Source organism: Burkholderia sp. M6-3, assembly GCF_050858985.1.
Taxonomy (GTDB): domain Bacteria; phylum Pseudomonadota; class Gammaproteobacteria; order Burkholderiales; family Burkholderiaceae; genus Paraburkholderia; species Paraburkholderia caledonica.
This window is the reverse complement of the sequence record NZ_CP110090.1, coordinates 104644-121082: the sequence shown is the minus strand read 5'-3', so window position 1 is coordinate 121082 and position 16439 is coordinate 104644. Positions and strand designations below refer to the sequence as shown.

Here is a 16439-nt window from a genome sequence, read left to right as displayed (position 1 = left end):
TACTGGAGACCCCCGCCAATGTCCCTCTTCCGCAAAAAGAGCGTCGAGCACATGATCGCGACGAGCGCTCAGAATGCCGGCCTGAAAAAAGCGCTCGGCGCGCTCGATCTCACGTTTCTCGGCGTCGGCGCCATCATCGGCACCGGCATTTTCGTGCTCACGGGCACGGGCGCCGTGCAGGCCGGCCCTGCGCTGATGGTCTCGTTTCTGATCGCCGCCGTGGCCTGCGGCTTTGCCGCGCTGGCATATGCCGAGTTCGCGTCGACCATTCCGGTCGCGGGCTCCATCTACACCTATTCGTACGCGACGCTGGGCGAACTGGCCGCGTGGATCATCGGCTGGGATTTGATGCTCGAATATGGGCTCGCAACCTCGGCCGTGTCCGTTGGCTGGTCGGGGTACTTGCAATCGCTGCTGTCGGGCTTTGGCGTGTCGCTGCCGGTCGCGCTGACGGCGGCGCCCGGGGCGCTGCCAGGCCACGAAACGCTCTTTAATCTGCCCGCGTTCCTCGTAATGATGGCGATTACCGCCCTGTTGTCGGTGGGCGTGCGCGAATCCGCGCGGATCAACAACATCATGGTCGCGATCAAGGTGGTCGTGGTGCTGCTGGTGATCGCCGTGGGCGTATTTCACGTGACGCCGGCCAACTGGCATCCGTTTATGCCGAATGGCTGGAACGGCGTGTTCGGCGCGGCTGCGGTGATGTTCTTTGCGTTCATCGGCTTCGACTCGGTGTCGTCCGCCGCCGAAGAGGTCAAAAACCCGAAGCGCGATCTGCCCATCGGCATCATTGCGTCGCTCGGCGTGTGCGCGGTGTTGTACGTGGCGGTGGCGGCGGTCGTGACCGGCATCGTGCCGTCGGCGCAGTTCGCGAACATTTCACATCCGGTGTCGTACGCTTTGCAGGTGGCGGGGCAAAAGTGGGTGGCGGGCTTTATCGACCTTGGTGCGGTGCTCGGCATGCTCACGGTGATTCTCGTGATGGCTTACGGCCAGACCCGCGTGATCTTCGCGATGTCGCGCGACGGCTTGCTGCCCGCGCGGCTCTCGCGCGTGCATCCGCGCTTTGCGACGCCGTTTTTCACCACATGGCTCGTCGGCATTTTCTTCGGGCTGATTGGGGCGCTCGTGCCGCTGAATGTGCTGGCCGAATTGATCAACATCGGCACGCTCGCCGCATTCTCGATGGTGTCGATTGCGGTTCTCGTCTTGCGTAAGACGCATCCTGAACTGCCACGGGCGTTTCGCTGCCCGGGTGTGCCGGTGGTGCCGGTGCTCGCTGTCGCGTCGTGCGTGTTTTTGATGGCAAATCTGCAAGCCGTGACGTGGGTCGCTTTTGTAGTGTGGCTTCTGATCGGAATGGTGATTTATTTCGGGTACTCGCGGCGGCGGTCGCATCTGGCCAGGTAACGGGTGGTTGCTGAGGGCGGGCAAAAAACCCCTCATAGCGCGCCCGCCCGATTTGTGCTTTACTTTTCGGCAGACTCATAAAAACCGCAGCACCCTAATCGGGCCCATGAAGGCAGGCTGAAGGCAAAAACAAAACGGTCCGGTTTCACCCCATAAGGAGACGACTTCATGGCGATCAGCATCAGTCTGACGGTGAACGGCGCGCCCATCAGCGCTTCAGTCGAGCCCGGCACCCTGCTTGTACAGTTCCTTCGCGATCAACTCCGGCTCACCGGCACGCACGTCGGCTGCGATACGGCCCAATGCGGCGCATGCACCGTCCACCTCGACGGCCGCGCAATCAAATCCTGCAATATCCTCGCGGCCCAAGCGGACGGCGCGCAGATCACCACCATTGAAGGCCTCGCCAAAGACGGCGCGCTGCATCCAATGCAAGCCGCCTTCAAACACTGTCACGGCCTGCAGTGCGGCTTCTGTACACCCGGCATGGTGATGAGCGCGATCTCGCTCGTGCAGCGTCAGCCAGACCTCACCGGCGAAGACGTGCGCACCCAACTGGACGGCAATCTCTGCCGTTGCACTGGCTACCACAACATCGTCAAGGCAGTGCTCGAGGGCGCCGAAGGGATGAAGTCCTCCGGCACAGCCAACGCCACCGCAAATGCCGATGCGAATGCATCGACAAACGCCAACGCAGCGGCCACCGCCTGAGGAGCCGACGATGAACGCACCCGAAACTCACAGCCTGATCGGCGCTTCCGTCGAACGTAAGGAAGACTACCGGTTCCTGACCGGCAACGGCCAGTACACCGACGACATCCTGCTACCGCAGCAAACCTACGCGGTGTTCCTGCGCTCGCCGCACGCGCACGCAAAGATCAACAGCATCGACACGACCGCGGCGAAGCAGTCGCCGGGTGTGGTCGCGATTTTTACCGGCGCGGACATGGCTGCGGAAAACGTCGGCGGCCTGCCGTGCGGCTGGTTGATCCACAGCACTGACGGCAAGCCGATGAACGAGCCGCCACATCCGATCATCGCGCATACGAAAGTGCGCCACGTCGGCGATCAGGTCGCGCTCGTGATCGCCGATTCGATCAAGGCCGCGAAAGATGCCGCCGAACTGATCGAAGTCGACTACGACGTTCTCCCCGCTGTGGTCGATACCGCGCATGCAGCTGACGCAGGCCAGCCGGCCGTTCACGACGAAGTGCCGGACAACGTCTGCTACAACTGGGGCCACGGCGACAAAGCCGCGACCGACGCCGCGTTCGCCAAGGCAGCGCATGTCACGACGCTCGACATCGTCAACAACCGCCTCGTGCCGAACGCGATCGAGCCGCGCGCCGTGAATGCCAGCTATTCGTCGCAGGACGACAGCTACACGCTTTACGTCGCCAATCAGAATCCGCACGTCGAGCGACTACTCATGGCCGCTTTCGTGTTGTCGTTGCCCGAGTCGAAACTGCGCGTAATCGCGCCGGACGTCGGCGGCGGCTTCGGTTCGAAAATTTTCCTCTATGCGGAAGACGTCGCGCTGACGTGGGCGTCGAAGAAAATTCGCCGTCCCGTGAAATGGACCGCCGAGCGCTCGGAAGCATTCCTGTCGGATGCGCATGGCCGCGATCACGTGACGAAAGCCGAGTTGGCAATGGATGCCGACGGCAAGTTTCTCGCCATGCGCATTCACACCATCGCGAACATGGGCGCATATCTGTCCACGTTCGCTTCGAGTGTGCCGACCATCCTCTACGCGACGCTGCTCGCAGGCCAGTACGCGACACCCGCGATCTACGCGGAAGTGAAAGCCGTTTTCACCAACACCGTTCCCGTCGATGCGTATCGCGGCGCGGGCCGTCCGGAAGCGACCTATGTGGTAGAGCGTCTGGTCGAGACCGCCGCGCGCGAGATGAAGCTCGATCCGGCGGAAATTCGCCGCCGCAATTTCATCCGCGAATTTCCTTATGCGACGCCGGTCGGCCTCACCTACGATACCGGCGACTACGAGACGATCCTCGCGCGCTCGCTCGAACTCGCCGATGTGAAAGGCTTCGAAGCGCGCAGGCAGGAATCCGAACGGAACGGCAAGCGGCGTGGCTTGGGCTACTCGTGCTACATCGAAGCGTGTGGACTCGCACCGTCGAATATTGCCGGCGCGTTGGGCGCTCGCGCGGGCCTCTTCGAAGTCGGGCAGATTCGCGTGCATCCGACCGGTTCGGTCACCGTGTTCACCGGCTCTCATAGTCACGGCCAGGGTCACGAAACGACCTTCGCGCAAGTGGTCGCGGACCGGCTCGGTCTTCCGCTCGAAAGCGTCGAGATCGTGCACGGCGACACCGGGCGCATTCCGTTCGGCATGGGCACGTATGGCTCACGCTCGATCGCGGTGGGCGGCTCGGCGATCATGAAGGCGCTCGACAAGATCGAAACCAAGGCGAAGAAAATCGCCGCGCATCTGCTCGAAGCCGCGGCGGAAGACATCGAGTTCAAAGACGGCGTGTTCCGAGTCGCGGGCACGGATCGCACCAAGGCGTTCGCCGAAATTTCGCTCGCTGCTTACGTACCGCACAACTATCCGCTCGACGTGCTCGAACCCGGCCTCGAAGAAAGCGCGTTCTACGATCCGAGCAATTTCACGTATCCATCGGGCGCGTATATCTGCGAAGTGGAGGTCGATCCGGATACCGGCGTATGCCGGATCCAGCAGTTCACCGCTGTGGACGACTTCGGCAACGTGATCAATCCGATGATCGTTGAAGGCCAGGTTCACGGCGGACTTGGTCAAGGCATCGGGCAAGCCATGCTCGAACGCTGCGTGTACGACAACGAAAGCGGCCAACTGCTGTCGGGCTCGTATATGGACTACGCCATGCCGCATGCGTCGGACCTTCCCGACTTCACCGTGGAAACCGCGAAGGGCACGCCGTGCACACACAATCCGCTCGGCGTCAAAGGCTGCGGAGAAGCTGGCGCGATTGGTTCGCCGCCGGCGGTGATCAACGCGATCATCGACGCGCTCGCGCCCTTGGGCGTGACCGATCTGCAAATGCCGGCAACGCCACATCGCGTATGGTCGGCGATTCACGCCGCCAAGCAGGCAGCCCATTGAGACCCTGAGCGGAGCATTCGACATGTATTCATTCGAGTATCAACGCGCGACGGATCCGCAAGCGGCCGCCGCAGCCATTTCTGCCGACAGCGATGCCAAGTTTCTCGCCGGCGGTCAGAGCCTGTTGCCCACCATGCGGCTGCGTCTCGCGCAGCCATCGCAACTGATCGACGTGACGCGCATTCCCGCGCTCAAGTCGATCGCCGTCGACGCAAATCTGGTCACGATCGGCGCGGCCGTCTGTCACGCGGACGTCGCCGAGCACGCCGAGTTGCGGCGTGTGTCGCCGGCGCTCGCGGACCTCGCCGCGCATATCGGCGACCGCCAGGTGCGCGCGCTCGGCACGCTGGGCGGCTCGCTTGCCAACAACGATCCCGCCGCGTGCTATCCGGCTGCTGCAATGGGATTGGACGCAACCATCGTCACGCAGCGCCGTCGCATTGCATCGAGCGACTTTTTTGTCGGCATGTACGAGACGGCACTGGAGCCGGACGAGTTGATCGTCTCCGTCGAATTTCCGGTTCCCGAGCGCGCCGCCTACGAGAAATTCCGCAATCCCGCCTCGCATTTCGCGCTCGTCGGTGTGTTCGTCGCGAAGTTCGCAAGCGGTGTGCGCGTTGCGGTGACGGGCGCGGCGGCGTCCGTCTTTCGCGTGCCCGAACTGGAAAGCGCGCTGTCGGCGAACTTCACGCCGGAGTCGGCGCGAGCGGTCAGTGTGCCGTCGGCGAATCTGAACGACGATATGCACGCAAGCGCCGAGTATCGCGCGCATCTGATCCCCGTTCTGGCGGCGCGAGCGGTGGCGAAGGCAAACGCTTAGTCTTGCTTGCTATTGGCTGCTGACGTGTCGAGCGTGGAGCTCGCGCACGTCAGTCGCTCGCATTCGCCAGCGCATGCTGTATCGCGCAACGAACGCGCTTCACGTTTCATTGACGCTGCATTTGACGAGCAGACAGCGCGCAGATTCAGGAACGCCATGCACCCCGTTTCAATCGACGACACCCTCGCGCAACTCGCCGCTCAAAACTACTTCGCGAGCCGCGAGCTTGCGACGGCGTTATACCTCGCGCTGCGTATGGACCGGCCGTTGTTCGTCGAAGGCGAGCCGGGCGTCGGCAAGACGGAACTTGCCAAGGCTGCCGCCGGCATGCTCGATACGTCGATGCTGCGGCTGCAATGTTATGAAGGGCTCGACACGGCGAGCGCGCTGTACGAATGGGACTATCCGCGGCAGATCATGGCGTTGCGTCTCGCGGAAGCCGCCGGCCAACGGCCCGATAACGACACCTTGTATCGCGGCGAATTCCTGCTCAAGCGACCGTTGTTGCAAGCGCTGATGCCCGACGAAAATCATCCGGGCGCGCGGCGCGTGCTGCTGATCGACGAAATCGACCGCGCAGACGAACCGTTCGAAGCGTTCCTGCTCGAACTGCTCTCCGACTTCCAGGTGTCGATTCCCGAGTACGGCACCGTGCGCGCAACGCAACCGCCGCTCGTCGTGATGACGTCGAACCGCACGCGCGAAGTGCACGACGCGTTGAAGCGTCGCTGCCTCTATCAGTGGATCGGTTATCCGGAGCGCGATCGCGAGCTTGAAATTGTCGCGGCGCGTGCACCGATGACATCGGCGGAATTGCAGCGGCGCGCGGTCGATTTCGTGCACCGCCTGCGCGGCATGGACCTGTTCAAGGCGCCGGGCATCGCCGAAACAATCGACTGGTGCCGTGCGCTCGATGCACTGTCGGTCACGGAACTCGATCCGCAATCGGTGCAGAACACGCTAGGTGTGCTGCTCAAGTATCAGGACGATCTGGCGCGTGTCGATGCGGATCAGATCGCGCAGTGTCTCGCCGCGCCGGGATAGCGGGCATGACGACGCGACACTCCGCAGACGAGACCGGCATAGGTGCCGACGACGCGCCGCGCGCTCAGCGCGTGAAAGATGCGGCCGCCGATCCAGCCGCGCCACTTGCTGCCGCGACGCCAACGCTTGCTCGCAATGTGGTGCATTTCGTGCGCGTGCTGCGCGGCGCGGGCCTGCCGATGTCGCCCGCACACGCAGTCGATGCGCTCGCCGCGTTGCACTGGATCGACTTGAGCCGCCGCGACGACGTGCGCGCAGCGCTAGCCGCATCGCTCGTCTCCGCGCCCGACGAGCGCGAGCTTTTCAACGCCGCATTCGATCTGTTCTGGCGAGATCCGGATTGGGAAGGGAAGCTGCGTGCGCTGCTTCTGCCGAAGGTCCGCGACGGCCTTCCGCCGCCCAGACGCAACAACCGTCTCGCCGACGCGCTAGCGGTTCGCGCGCCGCCCTCTCCGCATACGCACAGCCCGCAGGAAACCGAGCGACAGGATTTGCGCGCGCACGTCACCTTTAGCGCGGAAGAGCGGCTGCGTCATCGCGACTTCGACACCCTCTCCGCCGATGAATGGCGCACGCTGCGCCATCTGATCCGCGCTCAGCGTCTGCCGCTTGCGAAGGAGCCGACACGCCGCCTCAAGGCCGCGTCGCATGGCACGCATGCGGACCTGCGCGCGAGCGCGCGGCAGGCGGTGCGCGCGGGCGGCGACTGGACCGTGTGGAAATATCGCGCGGTGGTCGAGCGCAAGCCGCCGCTGGTTCTGATGCTCGACATTTCGGGTTCGATGAGCAGCTATTCGCGTGCGGTGCTGTATTTCTGCCACGCGCTCGTGCAGTCGCGTGAACGCCTGCAGGTTTTTCTGTTCGGCACGCGCCTCACCAACGCGACCCGCGCATTGCGCGAGCGCGATCCGGATGTGGCGATTGCCGCGCTCACCGAACAGGTCGTCGACTGGTCGGGCGGAACGAGAATCGGCGCGGCGCTCGCTGAGTTCAACCGGCGCTGGGCGCGGCGCGTGTTGACCGGTCGCGCAACGGTGCTGCTCGTGACCGACGGCCTCGATCACGAAGCGATCGACGTCCTCCAGCTGGAAATGGCCCGTCTGCGCCGCTTCGCGCACCGTATCGTATGGCTTAATCCGCTGCTGCGTTTCAGCGGCTTTTCTCCGAAGGCACGCGGCGTGCAGGCGATCCTGCCCTACGTCGACGCCCATCGTCCGGTTCATAATCTAGACAGCCTGGCCGCATTCGGCCGCGACCTCGCGCAACTCACGCGCGCGCCGCGTCGGGACGTTGCTGCCACGTCAACCGCAGGAGCAGGTCCATGGAACTGACCGAAACTCATACGCTGCCGGTTTCGCAGCAGCGCACGTGGGATGCGCTGAACGACACCGAGGTTTTGCGCGCCTGCATTCCGGGCTGCGAAAGCATCGACCCGGACGGCGAGAATGCGTACCTGGTGGTCCTGAGCGCCGCGGTCGGCCCGGTCAAGGCGCGCTTCAAAGGCCGCATGCAATTGACCGATATCGACGCGCCCAACGCGTACAACATCGTGTTCGAAGGCCAGGGCGGCGCGGCTGGCTTTGCCAAGGGCAACGCCCGCGTCACGCTCGAAGCCGACGGCGAAGCAGCAACCAGGCTCAGCTATACCGCGAACGCACAGGTCGGCGGGAAGCTCGCGCAGATCGGCTCGCGGCTCGTCGATGGGGCGGCGCGCAAGATCGCCGGCGAGTTCTTCAAGCGCTTCGGGGCACGATTCGATGGCGAAGACGCCGGTGCCGTCAGCGATGAAAACGCTGAAGATGCCGGCGGCGCTGCAGCCGCCGACGCGGAGGGGCACAATATGGCATCGACCGAGGCCGCGGACGGCGGGTCCGGCGGCGATGCAACGAAGAGGAAGAAATCATGGACAGCGTGGATCTCGAAGTCCTGAAGTCCAGTGCACGTTGGCTGGAAGAGGGACATCGCGCGCTACTGGTGACGGTGGTGAAAACGTGGGGCTCGTCGCCGCGCCCCGAGGGCGCGATGCTCGCGGTGCGCGACGACGGACTCGTAGTCGGCTCAGTGTCGGGCGGCTGCATCGAAGACGACCTGATCGATCGCGTGCGGCAGCGGGGCATCGAGCAGGCGCATCCCGAGGCCGTGAAATACGGCATCTCGGCAGAAGAGGCGCATCGCTTCGGACTGCCTTGTGGCGGCACGATCCAACTGGTGCTCGAACCGTTGACGCCGCAAAGCGGTATCGCCGAACTCTGCAATGCCGTGGAAGAAGGCCGCCTCGTGGCGCGTGAACTGGACATGAACTCGGGTGAGGCGCGGCTCGGCAAAGCGCTCGCAACAGATGGCGTGCTTTTCGACGGCCAGCGTCTACTGACGATTCACGGTCCGCGTTACCGCATGCTCGTGATCGGCGCGGGACAGTTGTCGCGCTATCTGTGCAATATTGCCGTGGGTCTCGACTATCAGGTGACGGTCTGCGACCCGCGCGAGGAATACACCGAAGAGTGGAACATCCCCGGCACGAAGATCGTGCGGACCATGCCTGACGACACCGTTCTCGACATGAAACTCGACGAGCGCTGCGCGGTCATTGCGCTGACACACGACCCGAAGCTCGACGATCTCGCACTGATGGAAGCGCTCAAGACGCCGGCGTTCTACGTCGGCGCGCTGGGTTCGAGGCGCAATAATCAGGCGCGTCGCGAGCGGCTCAAAGAGTTCGACCTGAGCGACACGGAACTGGCGCGCTTGCATGGGCCGGTCGGTATTTATATCGGCAGCCGCACGCCGCCCGAGATCGCAGTGTCGATTCTCGCCGAAGTGACGGCGGCGAAAAACGGCGTTTCGTTGCCGAGGCTGCTGCAGGTCGAGGGCGCGAAGGCAGCGCGCGAAATTGCGGCTTCCGGCGGGGAAGCCTGCAGCGCGTAGTTGTCTGGACGCTTGGGCGTTCGGCCACGTGGCTGGCGCGACGCCCGGCGGCTTACATCAATCCGCACACCACGGCGGCAATCACCGATCCGCCGATCAGCACCACGCCCACCACGCGGCGCTTGTTCAGTTCGGTCCACAACAGCACGCCGGTCAGCGAAAGCAGGATCAGCGAGCCGGCGATCGTATCGACCAGCAGCATCCATCCGATGCTCAAGCCCACGCCCTTGTGCAGATTGGTCATCGTCGCGAGGAAGGAATTCTGCGTGCGTTTGACCGCGACGAAGCCGTTGCCGACCCAGTACTCGGCCTGCACGTTTTGCGTGGGCGCGGCGAACGCAATCTGCCAGAACTCGGGCTGAATCGTGCTGCGATCGCCCCAGGCCACGGGATGCGCCGGCTCGCGCTTCATCCTGCCAGGCTTGCCGTCGATCTTCAGTTCGCCCTTGAGCCACTTCGCCATGTCCATCGGCGAATGAAACGGCTTTTCGGGCACGGCCATTTGCAACTCTTCGACTTGCGGTTGTCCGGTCGACATCTTCATTGGCCCCGCGCGATGGTTCAGCAGGAAGCCGGTTGCGCCGAACAGGAGTCCGAGCACCGCGCCCCACAAGCCAACCCAGCCATGCACTTTGCGCAACCACTTGATGAAGTTCGCGCGCCGCGAACGCTGACGCCGTGCCGCCTGCTCGGCGTCGTCCATCAGATGATGGCCGGGCCGCTGTTCATGGGCGACATATCGCGAAGCGCCATTGGCAGCAGGTTTCATATCGATCGAATCAGGCGCGTTCATCATGCTCCAGGCACGGCAGGTTAAGCCGCCGACCGCGCGCAGGCAGGAGCGCGCTCAGAGACGGGCGGCGACGGAATTTCTGAGGAGAGAGCGGACAGCTCCGGCTTGCGGTCCAGAGCGGTCCTGTTGAGAGGCTGGCTGGCAGTCACAGAGGAGGAGAAATGTGACAGGAAGCTGGCGACGCCCTTCAATTGAGAATGGCTATCATTACACAATTGGCGCGTTTGCTCAATCGCGGCAAAAAGCTCACACCGGCCACAACGGCCCTTCCTGCATCGCGCCGAGTTGCTCGCGCATTTCGAGGATACGATCTTCCCAATAACGTTGCGTGTTGAACCAAGGAAACGCTGCCGGAAACGCCGGATCGTCCCAACGGCGCGCGAGCCACGCCTGGTAGTGAATCAGCCGCAACGTACGCAGCGCTTCGACCAGATGCAGTTCACGCGGCTCGAAGTCACAGAAGTCTTCGTAACCGGAGAGCAGATCCGCCAGCGCGCGCGATGCCTCAGCGCGCTCGCCGGGCAGCAGCAGCCACAGGTCCTGCACGGCCGGACCCATGCGGCTGTCGTCGAAGTCGACGAAATGCGGGCCCGCGTCGGTCCACAACACGTTGCTCGGATGACAGTCGCCGTGCATGCGGAGCATGCGGATCTCGCCGGCCCGCTCAAATGCACGCTCCACGCCTTCCAGCGCCAGATTGACGACAGTTTCCCAGGCAGCGCGCACGTCGTCGGGTATGAAGCGGTGCGCGAGCAGGAAGTCGCGCGGTTCATAGCCGAACGTTTGACTGTCGAGCGTGGGACGCTCCGTGTAGTCTTGCGTCTGCCCAACCGCGTGAATGCGGCCGATGAAACGTCCCAGCCATTCAAGCGTATCGCGCCGGTCCAGATCGGGCGCGCGTCCGCCGCGGCGCTCGAAGATCGAGAAACGGAAACCATCGAAGGTATGAAGCGTGCGGCCCTCGTACGCACGCGCCGGCACAGCGGGAATCTCCCGCGCGGCCAGTTCGGCAACGAACGCGTGTTCTTCGAGAATGGCGGCGTCGCTCCACCGCTCAGGACGATAGAACTTCGCAACGACGGGTGGGCCGTCTTCCACGCCCACCTGATACACGCGGTTCTCGTAGCTGTTGAGCGGCAACATGCGCCCGTCGGTACGCACGCCGACTGTGGCGAGCACGCTGTCGAGCGCGTCAAGCACGATTTCCGGCTGGAGCCGGGCGAAAGGCACGGCGCGGTCCGCGCCGTCCTGTGTATCGAGAATGTCGTTCATGCCCGCATTGTGCGCCGCGCCGCCGTCAAAGACGAGTGCGAGTGAACATGGGGGCACGCGTCTGCCGTCACGCGACAGACGCGCCAAACGGTGATCGCTTCAATGCATCTGCGCGCTTGACGGACGCACGAGTTCGCCGGTGTCGATAAGGTCTTCGAGGAAAAAGGGTTCAGTGTTCAGTTGCGGCGAAGCGCCGGGCTCGCCGGCATACCACGCCACCATGGCCATGTCGCCGAGAATGCGCATGACGATTCCGCGCGCGCCCTGCGGCACGGCGATATGCACTGATCGGACAATGGAACCGATTTGCATGATGTTTCCCCGTTCTCCCATAGCCGGCTTTATAAGTTCGCGCCGGTCAAGGTGATGATAAAAGCGCCGCTTCGCCGGTAACGTTGCGTACGCACCCAAACAGCTGCGCGTGAATACGCGTGAGAGCTTCGAGTCATTGTTCCCGTTTTGCGGGGCCTTGGAAAGCGGGAACTGAGGGCGCTTCACCCGTCGTTTCGCTTGATTCGTCGAGACGCGCGGCATCGCGACGAGACCATCATAAACCCTCGCGGGCTGAGATATCAAAAACGTGCGGCGTCGGCGCGACGCGTGCGTTGCGGCGCACGCAGGCGCCATTTTCAGCGTATCCTTAACTGTTTTGCACGAGCGTCGTCTGCGCGTGGCGGCCCCCTTCGCGCCGCGCCTGATACATCGCTGCCGGTTGTTCATCTGCTTCGTTCCGCCCTCTGCTCTTTGCTCTCTGCCGTGCCCAATACCTCCGACACGCCCTATCTCGAACGCGGCACCCGCGCTTACTGGCGCGCCAGCATCGCATTGCTGTTCGCGGGCTACGCCACATTTTCGTTGCTCTATTGCGTGCAGCCGCTGCTGCCGTCGTTTTCAGCGGCATTCAACGTGACGCCCGCGCAAAGCAGTCTCACCGTCTCGTTGAGTACGGCAGCGCTAGCAGTCGCCATCTTTATGGCCGGCTTCGTCTCCGAAGGCTGGAGCCGTCACAAGCTGATGACGATGTCGCTCACCGTCTCCGCGCTCCTCACCATCGGCGTGTCGATCGCCCCGCAATGGCACCAGTTGCTCGTGCTGCGCGCGCTCGAAGGTCTCGCGCTCGGCGGTGTGCCGGCTGTCGCGATGGCTTATCTCGCGGAAGAAGTGCATCCCGACGGCTTGGGTCTTGCAATGGGCCTCTACGTCGGCGGCACGGCAATCGGCGGGATGGCGGGGCGCGTGATTACGGGCATCGTCGCCGATCTGTTTTCATGGCGCGTTGCAATCGGCACGATTGGCGTACTCGGCATTCTGTCGATGCTCGCGTTTCGTTCGCTGCTACCGCCGTCGCGCCATTTCGTGCCGCGGCGCGGGCTGGGCTTCACGCATCATCGCAGCGCGCTCGTCAGGCAGTTCAGGCGGCCGGGTCTGCCCCTGTTGTTCCTGCTTGGCTTCGTGCTGATGGGCAGCTTCGTCACGCTGTACAACTACATCGGCTACCGGCTGCTCGCGCCGCCGTACCGGTTGAGTCAAACCGAGATCGGCGCGATCTTCGTGGTGTATCTGACGGGCGTGATCGCCTCGCCGTGGTCGGGACGCATGGCCGACACATTCGGCCGCGCTCGTGTGCTGACGGCAAGCCTGCTGTTGATGGCCTTGGGACTCGCACTCACCATGTTGAGTCCGCTTTCGGCGATTGTCGGCGGCATCGCATGCGTGACCTTCGGCTTCTTCGCCGGACACGCCGTCGCGAGCGGCTGGGTCGGGCGACTCGCCAAAGAGGCGAAAGGCCAGGCGGCCGCGCTGTATCTGCTCGCGTACTACATCGGCTCGAGCCTGGTCGGCTCGTACGGCGGGCACATGTGGGCCGGTTATGGATGGAACGGCGTTGCTGGACTGGTCTTCGCACTGCTCGTGATCGGCGTGCTGGCGACGCTGAGGTTACGCCGGCTCGACCAGGCCTGAGCGTGACCGGCGAATCCGCGACTGCCTCCATCGCGCAGTTCGCCCGGTGATTCACACTGCATTGGAAATCCATAAAAAGTAAGCAGCGCGTAAGCAAACGCTTCACACTTTCTGGCCAGCTTTGCTGCGTCGCGGCAACCGCGCCAAGCCTTGCGGCAACTGGGTTCTACGGATTGCGAATAAAGCTTCTGGATGTACCGGACGCGCCTACGCCGTCTCAGCCGTCACCTATACTCAAATCGAGCGTTGCAGCGTGCGACTCTGAACGAGTTCCGCTCACTACGCCGCCAATACAAAAGGAGACGAGTATGACGACCTATTTCACGATCGGCGATTTCATTCTGGTCATTCCGATGGCGCTCGCCGGGGCATTATTCGTAGGCGCGCTTCCTTGCAAAACGGAATTGCGGCACAACGCGCTGCGCGTGCTGGGCGCCCTGCTCGGCGTAATGTTCGCAGTCGTGCTGGTCGAAGGCTTACCCGCGCTCGTATAGCAAAAAGCCGCCTGATCGGCGGCTTTCTTTTTTCATTTGCGCGGCGGCAGCGCCGCTGTAATCAGACCGCCTGATCCGTCGACGGCTTTTCCCACAAGTTGACGCCGCCCTCCGTCGCGTAGCGGTCGATCTCCGCGAGTTCCTCTTTCGAGAACGCGAGGTTCTTCAGCGCGCCGACGTTCTCGCGCACCTGTTCCGCGCGGCTCGCGCCGATCAGCACCGAGGTCACGCGCGGATCGCGCAACGCCCACGCAAGCGCCATTTGCGCGAGGCTTTGTCCGCGACGCTGAGCAATATCGTTCAGCTTGCGTACATGCTCGATGTTCTGCGCGCTCAAATGCTCCTCTTTCAGCGAACCGCCGCCCGGCTTGTTGACGCGCGCGTCTTGCGGCACGCCATTCAGATACTTGCCGGTGAGCAGGCCCTGTGCGAGCGGCGTGAACGCAATGGTGCCCGCGCCGACCTGTTCGAGCGTGTCGAGCAGATCCTGTTCGATCCAGCGATTGAGCATGTTGTACGCGGGCTGATGAATCAGCAACGGCACTTTGTATTCGGCGAGCAGCTTCGCCATTTCGAGCGTTTTGCTCGCCGAGTACGACGAAATGCCGATGTAAAGCGCCTTGCCCTGCTGCACCGCGCTCGCCAGGGCGCCGGCGGTTTCCTCGAGCGGCGTGTGCGCGTCGAAGCGATGCGAATAGAAAATGTCGACGTACTCGAGGCCCATACGCTTCAGACTTTGGTCGAGACTCGCGAGCACATATTTGCGCGAACCGCCGCCTTGTCCATACGGACCGGGCCACATGTCCCAACCGGCCTTCGACGAAATCAGCAGTTCGTCGCGATACGGTTTGAAGTCGTCCTTGAAGTGGCGGCCGAAGTTCGTTTCGGCGCTGCCATACGGCGGCCCGTAGTTGTTCGCGAGATCGAAGTGCGTGATGCCAACGTCAAACGCGGCACGCAGAATTTCGCGTTGAGTCGAGAGCGGCGTCGTATCGCCGAAGTTGTGCCACAAGCCGAGCGACAGTGCGGGAAGTTTGAGGCCTGATTTGCCGCACACGCGGTATTGCATGTCCGAATAGCGTTCTGAAGCTGCTTCGTAAGCCATTGCTGGTGTCCTTGATGGTGATGTCGCCCGGAATCTGCGGGCATGGGCAATCGCATGTTGCGGGAGGCGTGCTGCTGTGGGTTTGTTTTTATATGCGGTCAGACCACTATGGTAGCCAATCGACGGGATGCGTGCAGACGCCCACTATGCAGGATGGACGACTGCTTGCACGTCCCCTACACTTTCGCCGTTCGAGCTTATGGAGCGTTAAATGACGAAGGCGATCTCAATCGCGTTGATTGTCGGTGGCATTCTGTTGCTGTATTTCGGCGGACAAGCGTTCAATTCGGTCAGCAGCGACGTGTCCCGCGTCTTTACGGGCTCGCCGTCGAACAAGGCGATCATGCTGATCGTAGGCGGCGTGGTGGCGACGCTTGCGGGAATAACTGGCATCGCCCTGTCTGGCCGCAAGCGCTAGGCGCGAAGCGGCGCAGGCCAGGGTGGCGACAAAACCCGACAGAAAGCGCCAAAAAGTCAGAAGGCGATTTCAGGCTTCGCCGCTGACCGGGTGCCCGGCAAGGGCACATTGCTCGCGCCGTGGTACGTGTACACGAGCGAGAACTTCACCTGATCGCTGATGTTCTTGCCCGCCGAATGCAGCGTATTGCAATGAAAGAACACCACGTCCCCGGCTTTCAGTTCCGGCGACACGGCGGTGCGAATCCACGCCTGGTTTTCCTCGAGATCGGAGCGGAAGAACTTCGCCTCGTCGAAGCGTTCTCCTGTGAATGCAGCTGTGTGCGATCCAGGCACGAACCATAGCGCGCCGTTGTCGACGGTTTCGTTGCCTAGCGCGAGCCATACCGAAACCAGATCGTCGCGCTCGAACGACCAGTAGCGCACATCGCGATGCCAGCCGGTCAAGCTGCCGTAAGCCGGATGCTTCGTCATCATGCAATTGTGATGGGCGCGCGACAGGTGCGGCTCCTCACCGAAATACAGTTCCATCCAGCCGCGGATTTCCGGCGCAGTCGCCCATTCGGCGAAACTGCGATCGCGGGCATACGCGTCGAGCAATCGCCGCACGGTTTGGCCGCCGGGCGCATGCCGGGATGACGGCGCTCCGGGGTATTGCAGATCCGCTTCGAACTCGACCGGTGCCGCGGCTTCGTTCAGCTGACGTTGCGCGACCTGCTTCATCTCCTCGCACCGCTCGACCGGCACGAGGCCAGGCACGACGACGAAGCCCTGCTCCCGCAATGCTTGAATCTGCTCTTTCTTCGAATGAAATGACATGGTGTTCCGTGACCGTCGACAAACCGATGTTCGATTGTAAAACGGGCGCGATCATATCGCCCGGTGTTTGACGTCGCACGTTGCGACGACTTGATGCAACCCGGCCATTTGCGCACTGTTTGCATGCGGCTCGCGATGGCGCCGCACATTTCTCGGGCAGCCGCGCACGCTAATCGTCCGCGAAGGGTGCGAGCGATGTCCGTCTCAAAGCCTTCATGCACCCCGTGAAAACCCGCATCCGCAGGGTAAAAACCGACTTTCAGACGTCA

General features: G+C 62.9%; 16 protein-coding genes. 11 read left to right on the top strand and 5 right to left on the bottom strand.

What is annotated here, in order from left to right:
• Window positions 1-18 precede the first annotated feature (18 nt).
• The 8 genes from bcaP (at window position 19) to OH764_RS00475 (ending at window position 9308) form a co-directional block, all read left to right on the top strand.
• Entirely contained in the window at window positions 19-1410 is a 1392-nt protein-coding gene (bcaP, locus tag OH764_RS00510) for a branched-chain amino acid transporter BcaP (protein ID WP_020067217.1), read from the top strand.
• A gap of 168 nt (window positions 1411-1578) precedes the next feature.
• Window positions 1579-2121, top strand: a complete 543-nt coding sequence (locus OH764_RS00505) for a (2Fe-2S)-binding protein (RefSeq protein WP_392392764.1) — start codon at window positions 1579-1581, stop codon at window positions 2119-2121.
• A 10-nt stretch (window positions 2122-2131) separates the two neighbouring features.
• Window positions 2132-4519, top strand: a complete 2388-nt coding sequence (locus OH764_RS00500; protein WP_088176111.1) for a xanthine dehydrogenase family protein molybdopterin-binding subunit — start codon at window positions 2132-2134, stop codon at window positions 4517-4519.
• Between the two features lie 22 nt (window positions 4520-4541).
• Window positions 4542-5339, top strand: a complete 798-nt coding sequence (locus OH764_RS00495; protein WP_498847635.1) for an FAD binding domain-containing protein — start codon at window positions 4542-4544, stop codon at window positions 5337-5339.
• 156 nt (window positions 5340-5495) lie between these two features.
• A complete protein-coding gene (locus OH764_RS00490) occupies window positions 5496-6383 on the top strand; it encodes an AAA family ATPase (RefSeq protein ID WP_498847634.1) in 888 nt (295 codons plus the stop codon).
• Window positions 6384-6388: 5 nt separating this feature from the next.
• Window positions 6389-7714, top strand: coding sequence for a vWA domain-containing protein (locus tag OH764_RS00485; protein ID WP_498847633.1), 1326 nt, complete (start codon window positions 6389-6391; stop codon window positions 7712-7714).
• Window positions 7705-8313, top strand: coding sequence for an SRPBCC family protein (locus OH764_RS00480; RefSeq protein WP_498847632.1), 609 nt, complete (start codon window positions 7705-7707; stop codon window positions 8311-8313). Before OH764_RS00485 ends, OH764_RS00480 begins: the two co-directional genes overlap by 10 nt.
• Window positions 8286-9308 (top strand): XdhC family protein, encoded by a 1023-nt coding sequence (locus OH764_RS00475; RefSeq protein ID WP_498847631.1) that lies wholly within the window; start codon window positions 8286-8288, stop codon window positions 9306-9308. The genes OH764_RS00480 and OH764_RS00475 overlap by 28 nt, the downstream gene beginning before the upstream one ends.
• Before the next feature lie 52 nt (window positions 9309-9360).
• Here OH764_RS00475 and OH764_RS00470 read toward each other — a convergent pair whose 3' ends face one another.
• The 3 genes from OH764_RS00470 to OH764_RS00460 form a co-directional block, all read right to left on the bottom strand.
• A complete protein-coding gene (locus OH764_RS00470) occupies window positions 9361-10101 on the bottom strand; it encodes a PepSY-associated TM helix domain-containing protein (protein ID WP_498848847.1) in 741 nt (246 codons plus the stop codon).
• Between the two features lie 246 nt (window positions 10102-10347).
• Window positions 10348-11373: a serine/threonine protein kinase gene (locus OH764_RS00465; RefSeq protein WP_310065928.1), complete on the bottom strand. Its 1026-nt coding sequence runs from the start codon at window positions 11371-11373 to the stop codon at window positions 10348-10350.
• A gap of 99 nt (window positions 11374-11472) precedes the next feature.
• The gene (locus tag OH764_RS00460; protein ID WP_006050502.1) at window positions 11473-11685 is read right to left on the bottom strand and encodes a hypothetical protein; all 213 of its coding nucleotides are present in this window, start codon (window positions 11683-11685) and stop codon (window positions 11473-11475) included.
• A 408-nt stretch (window positions 11686-12093) separates the two neighbouring features.
• Here OH764_RS00460 and OH764_RS00455 point away from each other — a divergent pair, with 408 nt between their 5' ends.
• Window positions 12094-13335: an MFS transporter gene (locus tag OH764_RS00455; protein WP_498848846.1), complete on the top strand. Its 1242-nt coding sequence runs from the start codon at window positions 12094-12096 to the stop codon at window positions 13333-13335.
• Window positions 13336-13643: 308 nt separating this feature from the next.
• Window positions 13644-13829, top strand: coding sequence for a hypothetical protein (locus OH764_RS00450; protein WP_020067230.1), 186 nt, complete (start codon window positions 13644-13646; stop codon window positions 13827-13829).
• A gap of 61 nt (window positions 13830-13890) precedes the next feature.
• On the opposite strand, the gene mgrA is transcribed toward OH764_RS00450, so the two are convergent.
• Entirely contained in the window at window positions 13891-14934 is a 1044-nt protein-coding gene (mgrA, locus tag OH764_RS00445) for an aldo-keto reductase family protein (protein ID WP_498847630.1), read from the bottom strand.
• A gap of 211 nt (window positions 14935-15145) precedes the next feature.
• Between mgrA and OH764_RS00440 the strand changes: the two genes are divergently transcribed.
• Entirely contained in the window at window positions 15146-15352 is a 207-nt protein-coding gene (locus OH764_RS00440) for a DUF3185 family protein (RefSeq protein WP_027776789.1), read from the top strand.
• Window positions 15353-15408: 56 nt separating this feature from the next.
• On the opposite strand, the gene OH764_RS00435 is transcribed toward OH764_RS00440, so the two are convergent.
• Window positions 15409-16170 (bottom strand): phytanoyl-CoA dioxygenase family protein, encoded by a 762-nt coding sequence (locus OH764_RS00435; protein ID WP_498847629.1) that lies wholly within the window; start codon window positions 16168-16170, stop codon window positions 15409-15411.
• Window positions 16171-16439: the final 269 nt, after the last annotated feature.

Excerpts from the sequence above, each read along its gene's own strand:
- bcaP (WP_020067217.1), top strand. The coding sequence starts at position 19 with ATGTCCCTCTTCCGCAAAAAGAGCGTCGAGCACATGATCGCGACGAGC.
- OH764_RS00505 (WP_392392764.1), top strand. The coding sequence starts at position 1,579 with ATGGCGATCAGCATCAGTCTGACGGTGAACGGCGCGCCCATCAGCGCT.
- OH764_RS00500 (WP_088176111.1), top strand. The coding sequence starts at position 2,132 with ATGAACGCACCCGAAACTCACAGCCTGATCGGCGCTTCCGTCGAACGT.
- OH764_RS00495 (WP_498847635.1), top strand. The coding sequence starts at position 4,542 with ATGTATTCATTCGAGTATCAACGCGCGACGGATCCGCAAGCGGCCGCC.
- OH764_RS00490 (WP_498847634.1), top strand. The coding sequence starts at position 5,496 with ATGCACCCCGTTTCAATCGACGACACCCTCGCGCAACTCGCCGCTCAA.
- OH764_RS00485 (WP_498847633.1), top strand. The coding sequence starts at position 6,389 with ATGACGACGCGACACTCCGCAGACGAGACCGGCATAGGTGCCGACGAC.
- OH764_RS00480 (WP_498847632.1), top strand. The coding sequence starts at position 7,705 with ATGGAACTGACCGAAACTCATACGCTGCCGGTTTCGCAGCAGCGCACG.
- OH764_RS00475 (WP_498847631.1), top strand. The coding sequence starts at position 8,286 with ATGGACAGCGTGGATCTCGAAGTCCTGAAGTCCAGTGCACGTTGGCTG.
- OH764_RS00470 (WP_498848847.1), bottom strand. The coding sequence starts at position 10,101 with ATGAACGCGCCTGATTCGATCGATATGAAACCTGCTGCCAATGGCGCT.
- OH764_RS00465 (WP_310065928.1), bottom strand. The coding sequence starts at position 11,373 with ATGAACGACATTCTCGATACACAGGACGGCGCGGACCGCGCCGTGCCT.
- OH764_RS00460 (WP_006050502.1), bottom strand. The coding sequence starts at position 11,685 with ATGCAAATCGGTTCCATTGTCCGATCAGTGCATATCGCCGTGCCGCAG.
- OH764_RS00450 (WP_020067230.1), top strand. The coding sequence starts at position 13,644 with ATGACGACCTATTTCACGATCGGCGATTTCATTCTGGTCATTCCGATG.
- mgrA (WP_498847630.1), bottom strand. The coding sequence starts at position 14,934 with ATGGCTTACGAAGCAGCTTCAGAACGCTATTCGGACATGCAATACCGC.
- OH764_RS00440 (WP_027776789.1), top strand. The coding sequence starts at position 15,146 with ATGACGAAGGCGATCTCAATCGCGTTGATTGTCGGTGGCATTCTGTTG.
- OH764_RS00435 (WP_498847629.1), bottom strand. The coding sequence starts at position 16,170 with ATGTCATTTCATTCGAAGAAAGAGCAGATTCAAGCATTGCGGGAGCAG.